This window comes from Saccharopolyspora tripterygii (assembly GCF_054778355.1).
In genome coordinates this window covers 103,499-124,734 of record NZ_BAAGZP010000011.1, presented here as the reverse complement: position 1 = coordinate 124,734, position 21,236 = coordinate 103,499, and the positions used below count along the sequence as shown (strand labels likewise).

The following is a 21,236-nucleotide window of genomic DNA, read 5'->3' as shown; positions in this document are numbered from 1 at the left end:
GACGACAGGAGAGACACGCCGTGGGTGCACGACCTGTTCGCGAACTCGGAGCCATGCTGCCGGCCGAACGGCGGCGCCGGTGACGCTGACCACGGCACGTGAAAACCCTTACGAATCCCCGGAATCCACGTCCATCGCCGTGTACGCGCCGGGATCCGCGCCGGAGCGGCGGACTCTCGTCGACGTCCTCCGCGCCACCGCCGAGCGGTACCCGGACGCGCCCGCGATCGACGACGGCACCGCCGCGCTGAGCTACCGCCGACTGGCCGCCGCGGTCGACGCCGTGCGCGAGCGGCTCGCCGGATCCGGCATCGGTACCGGTGACCGCGTCGGGATCCACATCGCCTCGGGAACGGCCGAGCTCTACGTCTCGATCCTCGGCGTGCTCGCCGCGGGTGCGGCCTACGTGCCGGTCGACGCCGACGACCCCGCGGACCGGGTCGAGCTCGTCTTCACCGAGGCCGAGGTGTGCGCGGTGCTGAGCACCGGGGGAGTCCTGGAGCTGCGGGGAGAACCCGGCGGGAAACCCGGCGAGCCCGCCGCCGACGACGACGCGTGGATCATCTTCACCTCCGGCTCGACCGGCAAGCCCAAGGGCGTCGCGGTCAGCCACGCCTCCGCCGCCGCGTTCGTCGACGCCGAAGCCCGGCTGTTCCTCACCGAGGAACCCATCGGCCCCGGTGACCGGGTGCTGGCCGGGCTGTCGGTGGCGTTCGACGCGTCGTGCGAGGAGATGTGGCTCGCGTGGCGGTACGGCGGATGCCTGGTGCCCGCTCCCCGCGCCTTGGTGCGCACCGGCGTCGACCTCGGCCCCTGGCTGGTGGCGCAGCGGATCACCGTCGTGTCCACCGTGCCTACGCTGGCCGCGTTGTGGCCGGTGGAAGCCGTGGACGAGGTCCGGCTGCTCATCCTCGGCGGGGAGGCGTGCCCGCAGGAGCTCGCCGAGCGCCTGGACGTCGAAGGCCGCGAGGTGTGGAACACCTACGGCCCCACCGAGACGACCGTGGTGGCCTCGGCGGCGCGGCTCAGCGCCGAGGACGCGGTCCGGATCGGGCTCCCGCTGGACGGCTGGCAGCTCGCCGTGGTCGACGAGCGGGGCGAGCCGGTCGAGATGGGCGGCTCGGGCGAGCTGGTCATCGGCGGCGCCGGTCTCGCCCGCTACCTGGATCCCGCGAAGGACGCCGAGAAGTTCGCGCCGCTTCCGTCCCTGGGCTGGTCACGCGCCTACCGCAGCGGCGACCTGGTGCGCGCCGAACCCGAGGGCCTGGTGTTCGTCGGTCGCGCCGACGAGCAGGTCAAGCTCGGCGGACGGCGCATCGAGCTCGGGGAGGTCGACGCGGTGCTCGCGGCCCTGCCCGGCGTCGCCGGAGCGGCTGCCGCCGTGCAGACCACGGCGGCCGGCAACCAGGTCCTGGTGGGCTACGTCGTCCCGAGCACCGAGGAGTTCGACCACGACGCCTCGGTGCGGCAGCTCCAGGAGCGGCTGCCCGCGGCGCTGGTCCCGCTGCTGGCGACGGTCGAGGACCTGCCGACCCGGACCTCCGGCAAGGTCGACCGCGCAGCGCTGCCCTGGCCGCTGCCCACCGCCACCTCCGGTGAGTCCTCCGAGCTGACCGCCACCGAGTCGTGGCTCGCGGAGGGATGGGCGGAGATCCTCGGCGTCGAGGTCGCGGACCCGGCGGCGGACTTCTTCGCCAGCGGAGGCGGCAGCCTCACCGCCGCGCAGCTGATCGCCCGCATCCGCCTGCGCCACCCCCAGGTGTCGGTGGCCGACATCTACCGGCAGCCCACGCTCGGCGGCCTCGCCGCGCACCTCGACGCGCTCGACGTCGACACCGGGAACCCGCAGCGCGAGGTGACGCCGACACCGCGCCGGACCGGACTGCTGCAGCTGCTCATCACGATCCCGATGCTCTCGCTGGTGGGACTGCGGTGGCTGACCGCGCTCGCGGCGATCGGCGACGTCCTGGCGTGGGCGGGTCCGGTGCACTTCCTGCCAACCGCGCCGTGGTGGCTGATCGCCGCGTCCTGGCTGGTGCTGTTCACACCGGCCGGGCGCATCACGATCTCGGCGGTGGGAGCCCGGCTGCTGCTCGACGGCGTCCGGCCCGGCAGCTACCCGCGCGGCGGCAACGTCCACTTGCGACTGTGGGCGGCCCAGCAGCTCGCCGAGTTCTCCGGTGCCACAGGTGTTTCCGGCGCGTCGTGGACCGCCTACTACGCGCGGGCGCTGGGCGCCACCATCGCCGATGACGTCGACCTGCACTCGCCGCCACCGATCACCGGCATGCTCAAGATCGGCAGGGGAGCCGCGGTCGAACCCGAGGTCGACCTCTCCGGCCACTGGGTCGACGGGGACCGGGTGCACATCGGCAAGATCCGGATCGGCGCCGGTTCCCGAGTCGGCGCGCGCAGCACGCTGCTGCCCGGGGCGCGGATCGGCAAGCGCGCCGAGATCGCGGCCGGATCCACCGTGCACGGCTCGGTCCCCGCAGGGCAGCGCTGGTCGGGTTCCCCCGCGAGCAGGGTCGGGAAATCCGCGCTGGCGTGGCCGTCGAGCCGTCCGCCGCGCTCGCGCGCCTGGATCGCGCTCTACGGCGTGGCCTCGATGCTGCTCGGGCTGCTCCCGGCGCTGGCGGCGGCACCCGGTGTGCTCATGATCGGTCGCGCGATCACCGGCTCGCCGGACCTGACCTCGGCGGCCCTGCGAACCCTGCCGGTGGTGCCGCTGGCGAGCGCGGCCTACTTCGCGGCCTACGCGCTGCTGGTGCTGGTCTGCGTGCGCGCGCTGAGCATCGGGGTGCACGAGGGCTTCCACCCGGTCCACGGCCGCGTGGCGTGGCAGGTGTGGACGACCGAACGGCTGATGGACATGGCGCGGGTGGGCCTGTTCCCGCTGTACGCGAGCCTGCTGACGCCCACGTGGCTGCGGCTGCTCGGCGCGAAGGTCGGCCGTGACGTCGAGGCATCGACGGTCCTCGCGCTGCCGAAGATGACCTACGTCGCCGACGGCGCCTTCCTCGCCGACGACACCATGGTCGCCACCTACGACCTCGGCGGCGGCTGGTTGCACGTGGCCCCGGCGCGGATCGGCAAGCAGGCGTTCCTCGGCAACTCCGGGATGACCGCGGCGGGCCGCCGGGTGCCCAAGCGGGGACTGGTCGGCGTGCTCTCGTCGACCCCGCGGAAGGCGAAGAAGGGGTCGTCGTGGCTCGGGATGCCGCCGATGCCGTTGCGCCGGTCCGTCGACTCGGCCGACCGCAGCCGGACGTTCGCGCCGCCGCTGCGACTCAAGCTCGCCCGCGCCTGCGTCGAGCTGTTCCGGATCGTTCCGGTGGTCCTCAGCGCGGCTCTGGCGCTGCTGGCCCTCGCCGCGCTGGCGCACCTGCACGCGCGCCTCGGGCTGCTGGGCGCGGCGCTGCTGGCCGGGCCGGTGATGCTGGCGGCGGGCCTGCTCGCCGGCGTCGCGGCCATCGCGGTGAAGTGGGCGCTCATGGGCCGCTACCGCGCGGGGGAGCGGCCGCTGTGGTGCTCGTTCGTGTGGCGGACCGAGTTGGCGGACATGTTCGTGGAGGTCCTGGCGGTGCCGTGGCTGCTGCGGGCCGCCTCGGGCACTCCGCTGCTGACGCTGTGGCAGCGCAGCATGGGCGCGACGATCGGGCGCGGCGTGTGGTTGGAGACCTACTGGCTGCCCGAAGCCGACCTCGTGCGGCTGGGTGCCGGCGCGACGGTCAACCGAGGCTGCGTGGTGCAGACCCACCTGTTCCACGATCGCGTCATGCGGTTGGACGAGGTCCGGCTCGATGCCGGGGCTACGCTGGGACCGCACGGGATCGTGCTGCCCGGCGCGAGCATCGGCGCGGACACCACCATCGGACCCGGCTCGCTGGTGACCCGAGGGGATGAGGTCCCCGCGCGCACGCGCTGGCTCGGCAACCCGATCACCACCTGGCAGAAGGGATCCGAGCGGTGAGCGCTGCGCCGGGCGAGGACCGGTCCGCCGACCCCTACCTGCCCGAGCACGGCAACGGCGGCTACCGCGTCGAGCACTACGACCTCGACCTCGATTACCAGGTGGGCCCGAACCGACTCGGCGGCGACGCTCGACTCACCGCCGTCAGCACGCAGGGACTCTCGCGCTTCAGCCTCGACCTCGCCGACCTGCGAGTCCGGCGGGTGCTCGTGGACGGCAAGCCCGCCAAGCACACCCACAGCGGCGGGAAGCTGCGGATCCGCCCGCAGCGACCCATCGCGGAGGCGACCGAATTCCGCGTGGAAGTCCGGTATTCGGGCACGCCTCGGCCGGTTCGCGGCCTGTGGGGCGAGATCGGGTGGGAAGAGCTCACCGAAGGCTCCATGGTCGCCGCGCAGCCGATCGGGGCGCCGTCGTGGTTCCCCTGCAACGACCACCCCTCGGACAAGGCCTCCTACCGCGTCTCGTTCACCGCGGCATCACCGTTCTCGGTGCAGGTGACCGGAAACCTGCTGTCCCGCAAGCAACGCGGCAGCACCACCACGCACGTCTTCGAACGGCCCGAGCCGACCTCGACCTACCTGATGAGCGTCCAGGTCGGGCCTTACACCGACGTGGAGCTGGCGGTCGGGGAAGTGCCGCAGCGAGCGGCGATCCCGGCTCGGCTCAAGGAGCTCTACGCGTTCGACTTCGGCAGGCACGGCGAGATCATGGACTGCCTGCGGCAGCTGTTCGGCCCGTACCCGTTCGACGAGTACGTCGTGGTGATCACCGACGACGAGCTGGAGGACCCGGTCGAGGCGCAGGGCATGTCGATCTTCGGCGCGAACCACCTCGACGGGCAGCGCACCCACGAACGGCTCGTGGTGCACGAGCTCGCGCACCAGTGGTGCGGCAACAGCGTCACGATCGCCGACTGGCGGCACATCTGGCTCAACGAGGGCTTCGCGACCTACGCCGAGTGGCTGTGGTCTGAGCGCTCGGGCGGGCCGAGCGCTCAGTCGCACGCCGCGGACTGGCACGCCCGGATCGCCGCGGACCTCCGCATCGGCGACCCGGGCGTGGCCCGGATGTTCGACCCCCAGGTCTACAAGCGCGGGGCCCTCACCCTGCACGCGCTGCGGCACGAACTCGGCGACGAGCCGTTCTTCGAGCTGCTGCGGCGCTGGGCGACCGAGCACCGGCACGGCACGGTGACGACCGCGGACTTCACAGCCCTGGCGGCCGAGCACGCGCACCGCGACCTGGACGGGTTGTTCACCGCGTGGCTGGACCAGACCGAGCTGCCGCCGCTGCCGGCCTGAGCCCGGCCGGTGGCCTCATCGAGTCGCCGCGACCGGTGCCTCGGTGAACAGCTGGGGCTCGATCACCAATCCCTGCGCGAAGTTTTCGTCGACCTGGGCCTTCTCCGTCGGGTTGGGCAGGTTGTTCTGGCACTCGGTTCCCGCGCTGGCGCCGGACATCAGGTCCTCGCAGACGCCGGTCCGGTCGTCGGGCAGGCCGAGGATGTGGCCGATCTCGTGGGTGGCGATGCGCGGGATGTGGTGGCCCTCGTTGACCGCCTCCCGCCCCATCCACACCGTTCCGACGCCGAGCGATTCGGTCTGGGCGCGCGGCCAGCCGTCGTCGGCGAAGACGGTCAAGTCGGCCTCCCCACCGGTCGACTTCTCGAACTTGACGTTGGCGACCTGGCCGTTCCAGGTCTCGGCCGCCTCGTCGATGGCGGCCTGGAACTCCTCGGCCTGACTGGCGTCGTAGGTGATCACGCGCGGCTCGGCGGCGTCGCTGGGGACCGCACCGGCCAGCGGCGCACCGGCCACCAGCAGAATCGCGGTCGCCGCACCGGCGATCGCGGTGGAGATCGAGAACTTGGACATGTCGACTCCTCCTGTCGGCGTCGTTCGTCGAAACGATCAACACGCCGGAGGCTAAGCAGGAGTCCTGCGCCGATACGGACAGTGGCGGATACCCGCCATTCCCAGATACGCACAGTGGTCGGTGAACGCCCAGCGCGAGGTCAGCGCGGTAGCAGGGAGTGGGGGAGGGTCAGCTCGCCGGTGGCCCGGCCGTGCTCGTCGAGCAACCAGCCCATGCGCTTGCGGGTCCGCAGAGTCAGGACCGACTCCAGCAGCCGCAGCGACGGCAGCTTCTCGTTCACCAGCCTCTCGATGCGGATGAGATCACCGGTGCTGCGCGCCCACACCAGGAACGTCAGGTTGGACTGGCCGGCCGTGGACACCAGCAGCCGCAGCTCCGGCAGCGTCGACAGCGACCGGACCGCGTGGTCCAGCTCCGTCATCGGGACCTGCGCGAACCACTTGCACACGATCGGCCAGCGGGTCCGCAGACCGGCCACCTCGCAGCGGAAGGCCAGCGCGTCGGTGTCCAGCAGGCGGGCGACCTGCCTGCGCACGGTCGCCGGGTCCCGCCCGAGCGAGCGGGCGATCTCGGCGGCGTTCTGCCTGCCGTCCTGGACCAGGCTCTTCACCACCGGCCAGTAGGAGTCCGGGATGCGCCCGGTGGACGGGCTCTTGGCGTGCCGAGCGGCCTCCCGCAGCGCGGCCTGCTGGTCGGGGTCGAGGGAATCGAGGCGCCAGTCCGCGCCGTGGCGGTGGACCCTGGTGGCCACGTGGGTGTTCACCGCCCGCACCCCCGCGACCGTCGGCAGCTCGTCGAGGGCGAACGTGGCCAGCGAGTCGTGGTCCGGAACGATCACGGTCAGTGCCAGGTCACGACCGTGCGCGGTCTCCTCGACCGATGCGACGCGGTGATCCCGGACGATCCTGTCGATGGCCTCCGCGCGCCGCGCCGGGTCCACCCGCAGGTCGATGAAGGCGAGACCGTCGTGGGTCCGCAGGCCGGCGTGGACCGTCAGCCACGCCAGCCCCGCCGTCCGCAGCCGCTGCCATCGCGCCGCCAGCGCGGCCGGGGTCGAGCCCAGCACCCGCGCCGCTTCGGCCCAGCTGACCCGTGGCGCGATCTGCAGCGCGTGGATCAGAGCCAGATCCTCTTCGGACAGTTCCGGGGGGAGCGAATGCACGAATCACCTCCTGAAGCGCGGGCCGATGCACGAATCCCGCGAATTCTCTTGCCCGGCCCGGCCGACATCGCACACTGACGCGCCTCGGTGTCGTTATGAACCAGGTCACCAATGGAGGTAGCCGTTGTCTGTCAACGAGGACGCGCGGTCGATGCGTGATGAGCTGATCGCGCTCCGTCACGAGTTCCACCGAGAACCCGAGGTGGGGCTGCGCCTGCCCCGCACCCAGGAGAGGGTCCTCGCGGCCCTGGACGGTCTGCCGATGGAGGTCACCACCGGCCGGGACGTGAGCTCGGTGACCGCGGTGCTGCGCGGTGGCGACGGGCCGTCGGTGCTGCTGCGGGCCGACATGGACGGTCTTCCGGTCCGGGAGCGCACCGGCCTCGACTTCGCTTCGCAGACCGGCGACACCATGCACGCATGCGGTCACGACCTGCACACCACGATGCTCATCGGCGCCGCGCGGCTGCTGTCCGCGCACCGCGACCGGCTGGGCGGTGACGTGGTGCTCATGTTCCAGCCGGGTGAGGAGGGCTACGACGGCGCGCGGCACATGATCGACGAGGGGGTGCTCGACGCGGCAGGTCGCCGGGTCGACGCGGCCTACGGGATGCACGTGTTCTCCTCGACCGCGCCGCAAGGGATCTTCGTCACGCGGCCCGGCACGATGCTCTCGGCGTCCGACGAGCTGCACGTCCAGGTGCGCGGGTCGGGCGGGCACGGGTCTGCTCCGCACCGAACCCAGGACCCGGTCGCCGCCATCAGCGAGATGATCACCTCGCTGCAGACGATGGTGACCCGGCAATTCGACATCTTCGACCCCGTCGTGCTCTCGGTCGGTTCGCTGCACGCGGGCAGCGCGGTCAACGTCATCCCGGAGAACGCGACCTTCGGCGCCACCGTGCGCACCTTCTCGCCGCAGACGCGGGAGCTGGTGCGGGAGCGCTCGGTGGCCGTGGTGCGCGCGGTCGCGGCCGCGCACCGGGTCGACGTGGAGGTCGAGTACAGGGAGGGCTACCCGGTCACCCGCACGGACGCCGTGGAGACCGCGTTCGTCGACCGCACCGTCCAGGAGGTCTTCGGCGACGGGCGGCACCTGACCATGCCCAACCCGCTGGCGGGTTCCGAGGACTTCTCGCGGGTGCTCGACGAGGTGCCCGGCGGGTTCATCGGCCTCGGCGCGGTCCCCGACGGGATCGACCCGGAAACCGCGGACTACAACCACTCTCCGACCGCGATGTTCGACGATGCGGTGCTCGCCGACGGTGCCACCCTCTACGCCGAACTCGCCCTGGCCCGCACCCACGTGGAGAACTGATCATGAGCACTTCCGTCCCCATGCCGGTGCGCCGCAAGGCGGTGCTCGCGGCGTCCATCGGCAACTTCATCGAGTGGTTCGAGTTCGGGCTCTACGGGTTCTTCGCCGCCGCGATCGCGGCGAACTTCTTCCCGGGCAGCCACAGCCTGATCGCCACCTTCGCCGCCTTCGGCGTGTCCTTCGTGCTGCGCCCGCTGGGCGCGCTGATCTTCGGCCACTACGGCGACCGGATGGGACGGCGCACCACGCTGTCGATCTCCATCATCGGGATGTCGGCGGCCACGTTCGTCATGGGCTTGCTCCCGGACTACGACGGGATCGGCGTGGCCGCGCCGATCCTGCTCGTGATCGCGCGCGTGGTGCAGGGCTTCTCGGCCGGCGGCGAGTTCGGCGGTGCCACGGCGTTCATGGTGGAGTACGCGCCGCACAACCGGCGCACCTTCTACGGCAGCTGGCAGATGTTCACCCAGTTCGCCGCCACGCTGGTGGCCACGGTGATCGGCGCGCTGCTGTCGCTGGCCCTCTCGCCGGAGGCGCTCACCGAATGGGGCTGGCGACTCCCGTTCCTGGTCACCCTCCCGCTCGGTGCGATCGGGCTCTACCTCCGGTTGCGGTTGGACGAGACGCCCGAGTTCCAGGCCGAATCCGGCGGGAGCAGCGGTGGCGCGCCGCTGATGATCACGCTGCGGGAGCACTGGCGGAGCGTGCTCAAGGTCATCGGCCTGATCATGTCGGGCACCACATGCACCTACATGATCCAGGCGTTCTTGCCTGCGTTCCTGGTCAAGACGCTGCACATCCCGCAGGTGGACATGTTCAGCGCGATGCTGGTGGGCATCGCCGCGCTGCTGGTGACCTGTCCGGCGTGGGCGGTGCTGGCCGACCGGATCGGCAGGCGCAAGCCGTTCCTGGTCGCCACTCCGGTGGCCCTGATGGTGCTCGCCGTGCCGATCTACCAGCTGATCCTGTCCGGCTCGTTCGGGATGATCACGCTCGCCTACGTGCTGCTCGGACTGCTGATGGCGCCGAGCCTGGCGGCGATCTCCACCGCGATCGCCGAGGCCTTCCCGACGAAGGTGCGCTACAGCGGGCTGTCACTGGCCTACAGCGCGGCGGTGTCCATCTTCGGCGGGTCCACCCCGCTGATCCTCTCCACGCTGGTGGAGTTCACCGGGAACCCGATGTCACCGGCGTACTACCTGATCGGGGTGGCGGCGGTGTCCGCGGTGGCCGCGTGGAGCCTGGCCGACACCTCCCGCGCCCCGGCGCCCGCTGAAACCGAGGCGGTCTCCGCCCGCTGAAGTGGGGTGTGGGTGGGGGAAGTTTTCATGAAAACTTCCCCCACCCACCCAATTCACCCCACACCCGCACCTCCACCCGCACCTCCACCCACGCCTCCCGCCGCGCCGGTACGCGCGTGCGTTTGGCGAGACGGGGATGCCGGTGGACGATCAGGGCATGGCTGGTGAATTCAAGCGGGACATGAACTACATCGCCACGCGGATCACCGCGGACGGGCGCGACGGGTACCCGGTCGAACCCGGCCGGTACCGCTTGGTGGTGGCCAGGGCGTGCCCCTGGGCGAACCGCGCGGTCATCGTGCGGCGGCTGCTGGGCCTCGAACCGGTGCTGTCGATGGCCATCGCCGGGCCCACCCACGACGAGCGGAGCTGGCAGTTCGACCTCGACCCGGGCGGGCGGGACCCGGTGCTGGGCATCGAGCGGCTGCGGGAGGCGTTCCTGGCGCGCTTCCCGGACTACGACAAGGGCATCACCGTGCCCACCATCGTCGACATCCCGAGCGGGCAGGCGGTCACCAACGACTTCCCGCAGATCACCCTCGACCTCTCCAGCGAATGGCGCGAGCACCACCGGCCCGGGGCGCCGGAGCTGTACCCGGAGGATCGGCGAGCCGAGATCGACCAGGTCAACGACCTGGTGTTCAAGGTGAACAACGGCGTCTACAAGACCGGGTTCGCGCAGACCCAGGAGGCCCACGACAAGGCCTTCACCGAGCTGTTCGAGGCGATGGACCTGCTGAGCGAGCGGCTGGCCGGACAGCGTTTCCTGGTCGGTGACACCATCACCGAGGCCGACGTGCACCTGTTCCCGACGCTGGTGCGCTTCGACGCCGTCTACCACGGGCACTTCAAGTGCAACCGGCACAAGGTCTCCGAGATGCCGGTGCTGCGCGACTACACGCGAGACCTGTTCCAGACCCCGGGTTTCGGCGACACGATCGACTTCCCGCAGATCAAGGAGCACTACTACGTGGTGCACCGCAACGTGAATCCCACCGGCATCATCCCGGCGGGTCCCGACCTGACCGGTCTGCTGGAACCTCACGGCCGCGAGGAGCTCGGCGGACGTCCGTTCGGCGACGGCACCCCGCCCGGACCGCCGCCGGCCGCGGAACGCGTCCCCGACCTGGTCTGACCCCGGGCGCCGCGTGCGGTCGAGGAGGAGCACGACCTCCACGGCCGCGCGCGGGAACCGGTCGCTGCGCGCGAAAGCCGTTCGAGTGCTGCGCGAATCCCTTCGTGCCGAGATGAGATCCACCCGTTCTCAACTCATTGCCCGCATTTCCCGGGGCATGGCATGTTTCACGCTCACCTGCTGAACGGAGATCCTCGGAGTCCTCTCCGCTGGAACTCCCGTTGAATTCCGACGCCGTCGGTTCGACACGGGCCGAGCAGTTCCGGCTCCGGGCGGCGCCGTGGCATCGCGCACCGAACACCGCAGAGGAGCGGATCGTGACCGCATCGGACGCAGCGACAACGGACCACGACAGACTCGCGAATCAGAACTCCGAACCCCGTTCCGGACCTCTGTCCGGTGACCCCTCGCTCATCGGAGTGCCCACCTTCGTCGTGGGTTCGATCGCCCTCGGGATGACGTTGACCGGGTTCGTGCCCGCCGAAGCCGTGGGAGCTCCGGTGGCGATCATCCTGGCCGCCACCGGGATCGGCCAGCTCGTCGCGGCGTTGTGGGCCGCCGGAGCAGGTCAGAGCGCGGTGGCATCCATCTTCGGTGTCTTCTCCGGGTTCTGGCTCAGCTACGGGTTCCTCGTCCTCGGGTTGACCCACGACTGGTTCGGGGTTCCCGCGGAGAGCGCGACCGCCACCCAAGCCGTGTTCCTGACGTCGTGGTTCATCGCCGTCGCACTGCTCACCGCGGCGACGCTGCGCCTGCCCGCCGCCTACACCGCGCTGTTCGCGCTGATCGCGGTCGCGCTCGGGCTGGTCCTGATCGCCACCGTGCAGGATTCGGCGCAGCTGAAGGCGATCGGCGGGTACGTCGTGTTCAGCTTCGCGGCGCTCGGCGGATACCTGTTCCTGCACGTGATGTCGGAGGCGACCGGCGGCCGCGGGCTGCCGCTCGGGCGCCCGGTGCTGGGGGCCTGACCCCGCGGGGCGCGGAGCGATCGGGAACGACCTCCGCGCCCCGCGGTCGTCAGGCTCAGGAGCGCAGCTCGGGGAACTGGTCGTCGCGCCACTCCACGTTCTGGCCCGCGGAGTCCTCTTCGCGGGCGCGCAGTTCGACGCGGCGGATCTTGCCCGAGATCGTCTTCGGGAGGTCGAAGAACTCCAGGCGGCGAACCCGTTGGTAGGGCGCGAGGTGCTCGCGCGCGTAGCGCAGGATCTCGAAGGCCGTCGCCTTGTCGGGTGCGTGACCGGGAGCCAGCGCGACGTAGGCCTTGGGCACCGCGAGCCGCACCGGGTCGGGCGAGGGGACCACGGCCGCCTCGGCCACCGCCGGGTGCTCGATCAGCACCGATTCCAGCTCGAACGGGCTGATCTTGTAGTCGCTGGCCTTGAACACGTCGTCGGTGCGCCCGACGTAGGTGATGTAGCCGTCCTCGTCGATCGTCGCGACGTCGCCGGTGTGGTAGAAACCGCCGTCCATCGCCGCGTCGTTGCGCTCGGCGTCGTTGCGGTATCCGGTCATCAGCGGCAACGGTTCCTGGGCGAGGTCCAGGCAGATCTCGCCTTCGCCGGGACCGTCCACCGGCCGGCCCGTCGCCGGGTCGACCAGCACGACCGGAACGCCGGGCAGGGCGCGGCCCATCGATCCCGGGCGGAGCTCGGAGCCGGGCGTGTTGGCGACCTGCGCCGTCGTCTCGGTCTGCCCGAACCCGTCCCGCAGCTTCAGGTCCCACGCGCGCTCGACCTGCTCGATGACCTCCGGGTTGAGCGGTTCGCCCGCGCCGATGACCTCCCGCAGCGCGCCGGGCCGCTCGCCGAGGTCGGAGTTGATGAGCATCCGCCACACCGTGGGCGGGGCGCAGAACGTCGAAACCTCCCACTGCCGCAGCCGGTCGAGCAGCATGGCGGGGTCGAACCGCCGGTAGTTGCACACCAGGATGGTCGCCTCGGCGATCCAGGGGGCGAAGAAGCACGACCACGCGTGCTTGGCCCAGCCGGGCGAGGAGATGTTGAGGTGCACGTCGCCCGGTCGCAGGCCCAGGAAGAACATCGTGGTCAGGTGCCCGACGGGGTAGGAGACCTGGGTGTGCTCGACGAGCTTCGGGCGCGAGGTCGTGCCGGAGGTGAAGTAGTGCAGCAGCGGATCTCCCGGCCGGGTGCCCGGATGGGTCACCGGACGGGAGGGGGAGGAAGCGGCCTCGCGCAGGTCCGCCCACCCGTCGGCGGCACCGACGCTGATGCGGCCGTAGTCGCCGGGCACGTCGGTGAACTTGCTCGTGTCGGCGGCGTTGGCGATGACGTGCCGGGCACCGCTGCGGAAGATCCGGTCGATCAGCTCGGCCGGTCCCACCGCGGTCGTGGTCGGCACGATCACCGCGCCCAGCTTCATGATCGCCAGCATCGATTCCCACAGCTCGACCTGGTTGTCGAGCATGAGCACGACGGAGTCGCCGCCGCGCACGCCCCTGGCGGACAGCCAGCCCGCCAGGCGATCGGAGGCGGCGGCCATGTCGGCGAAGGACCGCCGCAGCTCGGAACCGTCCTCCTCGACGATGACCAGCGCCGGGCGTTCGTTGCCGCGGGCGATCGCGTCGAACCAGTCGATCGCCCAGTTGAACCGCTCGCCGAGATCCGGCCAGCGGAAGTCGGTGACCGCGCGTGCGTGCTCTCCGCGGAGCGCCAGGAGCTGGTCGCGGCTTTCCCGGTATGCCCCGGTGACGTCCATTGCGGTTTCCCCTTCGATGTGACGACGCTGTCCGGGGACGAGAGTGCACCGCTCGCTGGGCGAGCGGACACCCACCCGTGGGGGTAGCGGTGATCGGCCGTTGTGGGGTATTCACCCACGAGAAGCGGGGAGGAGCGAGCATGGACGACGATGTCCAGGTGGCCGGCTGGATCGACCGGCTCCTGCCGGAACGGTTGAGCTGGCTGGCGCGATCGAGCGGAATTCCGGTCGTGTTCGGCGGCGGCACGTCGGCGACACCGGACCAGCTGGTGATCGGCCGGCTGAAGGGCACCTTCGGGTCGGGGTTGCGCGGGCTGGAGGTGGGCCGGGGCACCGGGCTCGGCGGCAGGGTCCTGCGCGACCGCGTCGCGCACCGCGTCAACGACTACGCCCGCACGACCGACATCACCCACGAGTACGACGCCATCGTGGTGCGCCAGGAACGCCTCACCTCGGTGTACGCTCTGCCCATCAAGGTCGGCGGTGCGGTGCGGGGCGTGATCTACGGGGCGGTCCGGGATCACCGGCCGCTGGGCGACCGCGCGCTGCGCACGGCGGAGGTCGTGGCCGCGCAGCTGTCCCGCGACGTCGAGAGCCGGTTGCGGCCGGACCCCGCGCTCCGCGAACCCGACCCGCTGAACGAGCTCGCCGCGCTCATCGAGGAGACCGGCGACGCGGCGTTGCGCGCCCGCCTCACCCGGATCCACGACAGCCTGGGTGGCAGCAGGGCCCCGGCGGTGAGCAGCGAGCGCTCCCTGGCCCCGCGCGAGATCGAGGCCCTGCGCCTGGTCGAGATCGGAGCGTCCAACGTGGAGATCGCCGCCCGGATGGGTCTCAGCCCGCAAACGGTCAAGACCTACCTGCGCAACGCCACCCGCAAGCTCGCCGTCCGCAACCGCACAGCAGCAGTCCACGAAGCTCGCCTCGCAGGTCTGCTGTAGGAGCCGGGGAACCTTCCACCGCCGACAACCCGCCTTTCACACGGCGTGAACTTCAACGACGAAGAACGAGAAAGTCGACGTCGTCGCGATCCGTAGGAAGGGGCCGGTCCCGGTTCCGGTTGTGATGTCCGGGGAGGTCGGTCGGTGGGGTGGGGAAGTTTTCATGAAAACTTCCCCACCCCACCGACCAGACGTTCCGGGGTCGGAGGTCGGGTCAGTGGAGGGTGATGAGGCCGAGAGCGAGGCCTGTGGTGATGACCACGGTGCAGACCAGCAGGGCCCACTTGATCGCGAACCGGTGGTGGTCGCCGAGGTCGACCTTGGCCAGGCCGATCAGGACGTACATGGCGGGCACCAGCGGGCTGAGCATGTGGATGGGCTGGCCGAGCAGGGAGGCGCGGGCGATCTCCATCGCGCTGATCCCGTGCTGGGCGCCGGCTTCGGCGAGGATCGGCATGACGCCGAAGTAGAAGGCGTCGTTGCTCATGAAGAAGGTGAACGGCACGCTCAGCACCGCGACGATGACGCTGAAGAACGGGAACAGCGCGTCGGGCATCGCGGTGAGCAGGTACTGCGCCATCTGCTCGATCATCCCGGTGCCGGAGAGCACCCCGGTGAACACCGCTGCGGCGAACACCATCGCGACCACGGCCACCACGCTGTCGGCGTGCGAGGCGATGCGGTCGCGCTGCTGCTCCAGCTTCGGGTAGTTGACGATCAGCGCCAGCGCGCAGCCGATCATGAACAGCACCGAGATCGGCAGCACACCGACGATCAGCGCGGTCAGCAGCGCGACGGTCAGACCGGCGTTGAACCAGTACAGCTTCGGGCGCAGCGACTCGCGGTCGGGAGCGAGCACGTCGAAGTCGCCCGACCCGGAACCAGCCGAGTCGGAACCACCCGAGCCGGAACCGCCCGAGTACGACACGCCCGAGCCCGCGCCGGCCAGGGCCGGAGCGGCGGCGCGCAGTCGGGCGCGCTCGCGCTGCCCCAGGACGTAGGCGAGCACGAACACCGTGACCAGACCTGCGGCCAGGGCCGGGATCATCGGGACGAACAGCTCCTGCGGGTCCAGCCGCAGCGCGCTGGCCGCGCGGGCGGCCGGCCCGCCCCAGGGCACGACGTTGAGGATCGCGTTGGTCAGGCACGCGAGGCCGGTCATCACCACCGGGCTCACGCCCAGCCTGCGGTAGATCGGCAGCAGCGCCGACACCGTGATCATGAAGGTGGTCGTGCCATCGCCGTCCAGGGACACCAGTGCGACCAGCGCGACGGTTCCCATGATCAGCCGCAACGGGTCGTTGTGCGTGAGGCGGACCACGCCGCGCGCGATCGGGTCGAACAGCCCGGCGTCGATCATGATCCCGAAGTAGAGGATGGCGAACAGCAGCATGGCCGCGGTCGGTGCGACCGACTTGATGCCGTCGGTGATCATGTCGCCGAGGTCGGGCGCGAAGCCTCCGATCAGGGCGAACGTCGCGGGAACCGCGATGAGCGACACCATCGGGGAGAGGCGTTTGCTCATCACCAGGTAGAGGAAAACCGTCACCATGCTCAAGCCGAGTAGCGCGATCAACGCGTCCTCCTCCCGCGGACCTCCGGTGGTCCTACTTGCAGCTCCGTTGCGTTCCGGGGAACCGTAGGTGAGCTACGTCGCGCTGACGAGATTTGTCGATGTTGCCCGCGTATGCCGCGTTCAGCACGTTCTGCGCGTTCTGCTCACGACGTAGGGTCGGGGGATGCCCCACCGCCCGATGCGGTTCGCGCGACAGGCCCTGCTCCTGCAGATCGCGTTGGTCACCCTGGTCACCACGATCGGGTTCTTCCTGGTCGCGTCGCTGCTGGACCGTCACCTGGTCGACCAGTACGGTCAGCGCGCCCTCACCGCCGCCCAAGTGCTGGCCACCGACACCGACCTCGCCGACTCGGTCGCGCGCGGCGACCAGCCCGGGGTCCGCGAACAAGCCGCCCGGGCGCGTGCCGCTTCCGGGGCGCTGTTCGTCGTCGTCACCGACAAGCGCGGCATCCGGATGTCGCACCCCAACCCGGACGAGATCGGCGAGCCCGTCAGCACCGACCCGCGCCAGGTCCTCGCGGGCCAGGAGGTCGTGAACGTGCAGCGCGGCACCCTTGGGTTCTCCGCCCGGGGCAAGGTTCCGCTGCGCGCCCCCGACGGAGTGGTGATCGGCCAGGTCAGCGTCGGTTTCGACGCCGAGGACATCAACACCTCGCTGCTGCGGCTGCTCGGCACGACCGCGGCGTTCACCGGTGGCGCCCTGCTGGTCGGCATCGCGGGCGCCGCGTGGCTCACCCGGCTGCTCAAGAGGCGCACGCTCGGGCTCGAACCGGAAGAGCTCGCGGAACTGGTGCGTCAGCGCGAAGCCGTGCTCTACGGGATCGGGGAGGGCGTGCTCGCCGTCGACGCCTCCGGCGACGTCTCCGTCCGCAACCGCGAGGCCGAGACGCTGCTCGGCACCGCGATCGAGGTCGGTACCCCGGCGAGCGACCTGGAGATCCCCTCACGGCTGCGGGACCTGCTGCTGCACCGACGCGAGGCCGACAACCTGGTCGCGCTGGCCGGGGACCGGGTGCTGGTCGCCAACCACAGGCCGGTCACGCGCGGAACCCTCCAGCTCGGCAGCGTGCTCACCTTGCGCGACCGCACCGACCTCGAGGCGCTCAACCGCGAGCTCGACAAGGTGCGGAGCATGACCAACACCCTGCGCGCGCAACGGCACGAGTTCACCAACCGCCTGCACACCCTGTCCGGTCTGCTGCAGACCGGTCGGCACGGCGAAGCCGTTGAGTTCGTGCAGGCGTTGACCCACGGCGAGGTCAGCGGGCTGGGGCCGGCCGCCGAAGCCGTGCGGGACCCCTACCTGGTGGCGTTCCTGTCGGCGAAGAAGTCGGTGGCCACCGAGCGGGGCGTCGATCTGGAACTGGCGGAGACGAGCTGGGTGCCCGCGGCGCTGAGCGCTCCGGTGGAGGTGATGACGGTGGTGGGCAACCTCGTCGACAACGCCATCGACGCGGCGCGAGCCGGGACCGCCCGCCCGCCGCGGGTCGAGGTCGACCTGCTGTCCGACGGCACCACGCTGCACGTGTCGGTCGTGGACAGCGGTGACGGTGTTCCGGAAGGGTTGCGCGAGGACATCTTCGTCGAAGGCGTGTCCTCCAAGGACTCCCACGGCAACGGCCTCGGGCTCGCGCTGTGCAGGCAGGCGGCGCGCAGCCTCGGTGGGGACGTGCGGATCGCCGGGACCGGCGACGAACCGGGCACGCTGTTCGTGGCGACGATGCCGAACGCCATCGAAGAAGGAACCCAGGCGAACGAGGAGGCGAAGTCGTGATCGGTGTGGTCGTGGTGGACGACGATTTCCGCGTGGCGCAAGTGCACGCCGAGTTCACCGATCGCGTCAGCGGTTTCCGGGTGCTGGGCACGGCGCACACCGCGCAGCAGGCGCGCGAGCTCATCGCCGAGCGGAACCCGGACCTTGTGCTGCTCGACAACTACCTGCCCGACCACGACGGGATCGCGCTGCTCGCCGAGCTCGAAACCGACGCCATCATGCTCACCGCCGCCACGGACCCCGCGACAGTGCGCGCCGCGTTCGCAGCGGGCGCGCTGAACTACCTGGTCAAGCCGTTCACGGCCGAGCAGCTCGCGGAACGGCTCAACGCCTTCGCCCGCTACCACGCGCGACTGCCCGTGACCGGAGGTGCCGTCGACCAGGAGGACATCGACCGCGCCATGCGGCTGCTGCGCGAAGGTGACCGCCCCGCAGCGCCGAAGGGGCGCTCGACGCAGACCACGCAGCTCGTCCTCGACGCCCTGCGCAACGACGGTCGCGCCCGCTCCGCCGCTGAAATCGCCGACGAGCTCGGGATTTCCCGCGCGACGGCTCAGCGCTACCTGGCAGCCCTCACCCAGGACGGCAAGGCCACGATGACGTTGCGCTACGGCGCCAGCGGTCGCCCCGAGCACCAGTACGAACCTCTCCCCGGTTAGGGACGAGTGTGTGGGGGTGGGGGAAGTTTTCATGAAAACTTCCCCCACCCCCACACGACGGCCCCCAGGCGCTCAGGCCGTCTCGTCGCCGGCTCGGCCCGGTTCCGGCGGTTGGGTCCGCGCTGCCACGACCTGGCCGATGAACAGGTCGTACACCACGGCACCGATCACCGCGCCGATGAGCGGACCGACGATCGGGATCCAGAAGTAGAAGCTGAACCACTCGTGGGTGCCCGGCAGCGCCATCTCACCCCAGCCGGTGAAGAAGGTCCACAGGCGCGGCCCGAAATCGCGTGCCGGGTTGATCGCGTACCCGGCGTTGGGGCCGAACGTCAGACCGATGACCGTGACCACCATGCCGATCATGAACGGCCCGAGGTTGGCCGCCGGGGCGCTGTTGCGCGCGTCGATCAGAGCGAAGATCAGCAGCACCAGGATGCCCGTGCCGACGATCTGGTCGAGCAGCGGCCCCCACCAGGAGCCGCCGAAGTACTCGGCCGGGAAGGTCGCGAATATCGCGTAGGTGTCGAGGGATTCGCTCCTCGGCACGCCCGCCTTCGCGTTGAATGCGTCGATCGCCCAGCTGTACACCGAGTACACCAGAGCGGCGGCGGCGAACGCCCCCACCAGCTGGGCGAACATGTAGGGCACGACCTTGACCCAGGGGAAAGCGCGGCGGACCGCGAAGGCCAGCGTCACCGCGGGGTTGATGTGCGCACCGGAGACCCCGCCCGCGACGTACACGCCGAACACCACGGCGAATCCCCAGCCGAAGGCGATAATGAGCCAGTTGCCGGCACCGAAGGCTTCTTCTTGCCGCCCGGACCCCGGTAGGCCGGCGACGGCGACTGCGACCGAGCCGCAGCCCAGGAGTATCAGCACGAATGTTCCCAGGAACTCCGCCAGCAGTTCGCCGGTGAGTCCTTTGCCGTAACCGGGGCGGCGTTGTGTCTGCTCGGCCATCGGTTCTCCAACGGACTTGCGGCGCGGGCGGCCTCATGACGACCCCGCCGCTGTGACCCCCAGAGGGGGGATTTCACCTAGCAGAGTAGGACGCCGGTGAACTCCCAGCATCTCGTCGCCGCTGGGCAACGGGCGTGGTGTCGGAGTCATACACGCGTTCAGCCGGATTCGTTGTAGTCGTGTGACTTGCCTCGGCTGACCGGGCCGCTATGTTGCGCGCACAGATTCGACGCCCCGAGGGAGTGGTTGTGTACCAACAGGTGCTGGATCCGCTGTTCGGCTCGCTCGGGTTGAGCGCGCTCGCCGCCGCTCTGCCGCTGCTGGTGCTGTTCGTGCTCCTGGGCGTGGTCCGGATGGCGGCGTGGAAGGCCTCGCTGATCTCCTTGCTGGTGGCCCTCGTGGTCGCGGTGCTCGTCTACCCGATGCCGGTCGGGCCCGCGGTGCTGTCGGCGACGCTGGGCGCGGCGTTCGGGTTCTTCCCGATCCTGTGGATCGTGATCAACGCGATCTGGGTGTACAACATGACCGTCACGACAGGGCATTTCGCGGTCCTGCAGCGGTCGTTCTCCCGGGTCAGCGGTGACCGCAGGATCCAGGCGGTGATCATCGCCTTCTGCTTCGGCGCGCTCCTGGAAGCGCTGGCGGGCTTCGGCACGCCGGTCGCCATCACCACGGTCATGCTGCTCGCGCTGGGGATCTCGCCGATCACCGCGGCCGTCGTGGCACTGGTCGCCAACACCGCGCCGGTGGCCTTCGGCGCGCTGGCGTCCCCGCTGGTCACCCTCGCCAGCGTCACCGACCTGCCGCTGTCCGAGCTCGGCGCCATGACGGGCCGCCAGACCCCGCTGCTGGCCGTGTTCGTGCCGATCGTGCTGGTGGGCATCCTCGACGGGATGAAGGGTGTGCGGCAGACCCTGCCCGCGACGCTGACCTGCGGCATCACCTTCGCCCTCGCGCAGTTCGTCGCGGCCAACTACATCTCGGTGCCGCTGACCGACATCATCGCCTCGCTCGTGGCCGCCGGTGCCACGGTCCTGCTGCTGAAGGTCTGGACCCCGCGCGGCGTCGACGAGCCGGAGGTCGTCGCTGAGCACGACTCGCGCGGCCAGGTGGCGCGCTCGTACCTGCCGTACCTGATCATCATCGCGGTGTTCGTCGTCGCGCAGCTCGGCCCGGTCAACGACCTGCTCGACGCGGTGACGGTGAAGTTCAACTGGCCGGGCCTGCACATCACCGACGTCAGCGGGGACGAGCTCTCGCTGACCGAGTTCAAGTTCAACTGGCTCACCAGCGCGGGCAGCCTCCTGCTGATCGCGGGAGCGCTGAGCATCCCGGCGATCCGGATCGACCCGCGCCGCGCTGTCGAGCGCTACCTGTCGACCTACGCCCAGCTGAAGTGGCCGATCGTCACCGTGATGTCGGTGCTCGCGATCGCCTACGTCATGAACGCCTCCGGCCAGACCGCCACGCTGGGCAGCTGGATGGCCGGGGCCGGCGGCGTGTTCGCGCTGATCTCACCGATCCTCGGATGGCTGGGCACGGCGGTGACCGGCTCGGACACCTCGTCCAACTCGCTGTTCGGCGCGCTGCAGGTCGCGGCCGCGAACAAGGTGGGCATCGATCCCACGCTCGCCGCGGCCGCCAACGGGTCCGGCGGTGTGCTGGGCAAGATGATCTCGCCCCAGAACCTCGCCATCGCCGCCGGTGCCGTCGGGATGTCCGGCAAGGAAGGCGATATCTTCCGCCGAGTGCTGCCGTGGAGCCTGGTGTTCCTGGTCGCGATGTGCGTTCTCGCCTACCTCCAGTCCCTCCCGGTCCTCGCCTGGATGGTGCCCTAGAGC

Annotated in this window: 15 protein-coding genes; 10 read left to right on the top strand and 5 right to left on the bottom strand. The window is 70.5% G+C overall.

The window, feature by feature from the left end:
• Nucleotides 1-79 precede the first annotated feature (79 nt).
• The gene (locus ACYVF3_RS10580; RefSeq protein ID WP_461154039.1) at nt 80-3,973 is read left to right on the top strand and encodes a Pls/PosA family non-ribosomal peptide synthetase; all 3,894 of its coding nucleotides are present in this window, start codon (nt 80-82) and stop codon (nt 3,971-3,973) included.
• On the top strand, nt 3,961-5,277 hold the full coding sequence (locus tag ACYVF3_RS10575; RefSeq protein WP_461154056.1) for a M1 family metallopeptidase: 1,317 nt from the start codon (nt 3,961-3,963) through the stop codon (nt 5,275-5,277). The genes ACYVF3_RS10580 and ACYVF3_RS10575 overlap by 13 nt, the downstream gene beginning before the upstream one ends.
• Before the next feature lie 15 nt (nt 5,278-5,292).
• On the opposite strand, the gene ACYVF3_RS10570 is transcribed toward ACYVF3_RS10575, so the two are convergent.
• Nucleotides 5,293-5,850, bottom strand: a complete 558-nt coding sequence (locus tag ACYVF3_RS10570) for a snapalysin family zinc-dependent metalloprotease (protein WP_461154038.1) — start codon at nt 5,848-5,850, stop codon at nt 5,293-5,295.
• 140 nt (nt 5,851-5,990) lie between these two features.
• Nucleotides 5,991-7,013, bottom strand: a complete 1,023-nt coding sequence (locus tag ACYVF3_RS10565; protein WP_461154037.1) for an Lrp/AsnC family transcriptional regulator — start codon at nt 7,011-7,013, stop codon at nt 5,991-5,993.
• Nucleotides 7,014-7,137: 124 nt separating this feature from the next.
• Here ACYVF3_RS10565 and ACYVF3_RS10560 point away from each other — a divergent pair, with 124 nt between their 5' ends.
• The 4 genes from ACYVF3_RS10560 (at nt 7,138) to ACYVF3_RS10545 (ending at nt 11,735) form a co-directional block, all read left to right on the top strand.
• Nucleotides 7,138-8,331, top strand: a complete 1,194-nt coding sequence (locus tag ACYVF3_RS10560; protein WP_461154036.1) for a M20 metallopeptidase family protein — start codon at nt 7,138-7,140, stop codon at nt 8,329-8,331.
• 2 nt (nt 8,332-8,333) lie between these two features.
• Nucleotides 8,334-9,632, top strand: a complete 1,299-nt coding sequence (locus tag ACYVF3_RS10555; protein WP_461154035.1) for an MFS transporter — start codon at nt 8,334-8,336, stop codon at nt 9,630-9,632.
• 136 nt (nt 9,633-9,768) lie between these two features.
• Nucleotides 9,769-10,767 (top strand): glutathione S-transferase family protein, encoded by a 999-nt coding sequence (locus ACYVF3_RS10550; protein ID WP_461154034.1) that lies wholly within the window; start codon nt 9,769-9,771, stop codon nt 10,765-10,767.
• A gap of 317 nt (nt 10,768-11,084) precedes the next feature.
• Complete coding sequence (locus tag ACYVF3_RS10545; protein ID WP_461154033.1) at nt 11,085-11,735, top strand: GPR1/FUN34/YaaH family transporter; 651 nt, start codon at nt 11,085-11,087, stop codon at nt 11,733-11,735.
• A 55-nt stretch (nt 11,736-11,790) separates the two neighbouring features.
• Here ACYVF3_RS10545 and ACYVF3_RS10540 read toward each other — a convergent pair whose 3' ends face one another.
• Nucleotides 11,791-13,482 carry an AMP-binding protein gene (locus ACYVF3_RS10540; RefSeq protein ID WP_461154032.1) on the bottom strand — a complete coding sequence of 564 codons (1,692 nt, stop codon included), beginning with the start codon at nt 13,480-13,482 and terminating at the stop codon, nt 11,791-11,793.
• Between the two features lie 140 nt (nt 13,483-13,622).
• Between ACYVF3_RS10540 and ACYVF3_RS10535 the strand changes: the two genes are divergently transcribed.
• Nucleotides 13,623-14,423, top strand: coding sequence for a LuxR C-terminal-related transcriptional regulator (locus ACYVF3_RS10535; RefSeq protein ID WP_461154031.1), 801 nt, complete (start codon nt 13,623-13,625; stop codon nt 14,421-14,423).
• A gap of 214 nt (nt 14,424-14,637) precedes the next feature.
• On the opposite strand, the gene ACYVF3_RS10530 is transcribed toward ACYVF3_RS10535, so the two are convergent.
• Entirely contained in the window at nt 14,638-15,999 is a 1,362-nt protein-coding gene (locus ACYVF3_RS10530; protein WP_461154030.1) for a CitMHS family transporter, read from the bottom strand.
• A 163-nt stretch (nt 16,000-16,162) separates the two neighbouring features.
• Between ACYVF3_RS10530 and ACYVF3_RS10525 the strand changes: the two genes are divergently transcribed.
• Together ACYVF3_RS10525 and ACYVF3_RS10520 are read left to right on the top strand one after the other, a co-directional pair.
• The gene (locus ACYVF3_RS10525; protein WP_461154029.1) at nt 16,163-17,773 is read left to right on the top strand and encodes a sensor histidine kinase; all 1,611 of its coding nucleotides are present in this window, start codon (nt 16,163-16,165) and stop codon (nt 17,771-17,773) included.
• The gene (locus ACYVF3_RS10520) at nt 17,770-18,432 is read left to right on the top strand and encodes a response regulator (RefSeq protein ID WP_461154028.1); all 663 of its coding nucleotides are present in this window, start codon (nt 17,770-17,772) and stop codon (nt 18,430-18,432) included. The genes ACYVF3_RS10525 and ACYVF3_RS10520 overlap by 4 nt, the downstream gene beginning before the upstream one ends.
• 72 nt (nt 18,433-18,504) lie before the next feature.
• Here ACYVF3_RS10520 and ACYVF3_RS10515 read toward each other — a convergent pair whose 3' ends face one another.
• Nucleotides 18,505-19,395 carry an MIP/aquaporin family protein gene (locus tag ACYVF3_RS10515; protein WP_461154027.1) on the bottom strand — a complete coding sequence of 297 codons (891 nt, stop codon included), beginning with the start codon at nt 19,393-19,395 and terminating at the stop codon, nt 18,505-18,507.
• A gap of 248 nt (nt 19,396-19,643) precedes the next feature.
• Between ACYVF3_RS10515 and ACYVF3_RS10510 the strand changes: the two genes are divergently transcribed.
• A complete protein-coding gene (locus tag ACYVF3_RS10510) occupies nt 19,644-21,233 on the top strand; it encodes an L-lactate permease (RefSeq protein ID WP_461154026.1) in 1,590 nt (529 codons plus the stop codon).
• The last annotated feature ends 3 nt before the right edge of the window (nt 21,234-21,236 follow it).

Excerpts from the sequence above, each read along its gene's own strand:
- ACYVF3_RS10555 (WP_461154035.1), top strand. The coding sequence starts at position 8,334 with ATGAGCACTTCCGTCCCCATGCCGGTGCGCCGCAAGGCGGTGCTCGCG.
- ACYVF3_RS10535 (WP_461154031.1), top strand. The coding sequence starts at position 13,623 with ATGGACGACGATGTCCAGGTGGCCGGCTGGATCGACCGGCTCCTGCCG.
- ACYVF3_RS10525 (WP_461154029.1), top strand. The coding sequence starts at position 16,163 with ATGCCCCACCGCCCGATGCGGTTCGCGCGACAGGCCCTGCTCCTGCAG.
- ACYVF3_RS10570 (WP_461154038.1), bottom strand. The coding sequence starts at position 5,850 with ATGTCCAAGTTCTCGATCTCCACCGCGATCGCCGGTGCGGCGACCGCG.
- ACYVF3_RS10550 (WP_461154034.1), top strand. The coding sequence starts at position 9,769 with ATGCCGGTGGACGATCAGGGCATGGCTGGTGAATTCAAGCGGGACATG.
- ACYVF3_RS10540 (WP_461154032.1), bottom strand. The coding sequence starts at position 13,482 with ATGGACGTCACCGGGGCATACCGGGAAAGCCGCGACCAGCTCCTGGCG.
- ACYVF3_RS10515 (WP_461154027.1), bottom strand. The coding sequence starts at position 19,395 with ATGGCCGAGCAGACACAACGCCGCCCCGGTTACGGCAAAGGACTCACC.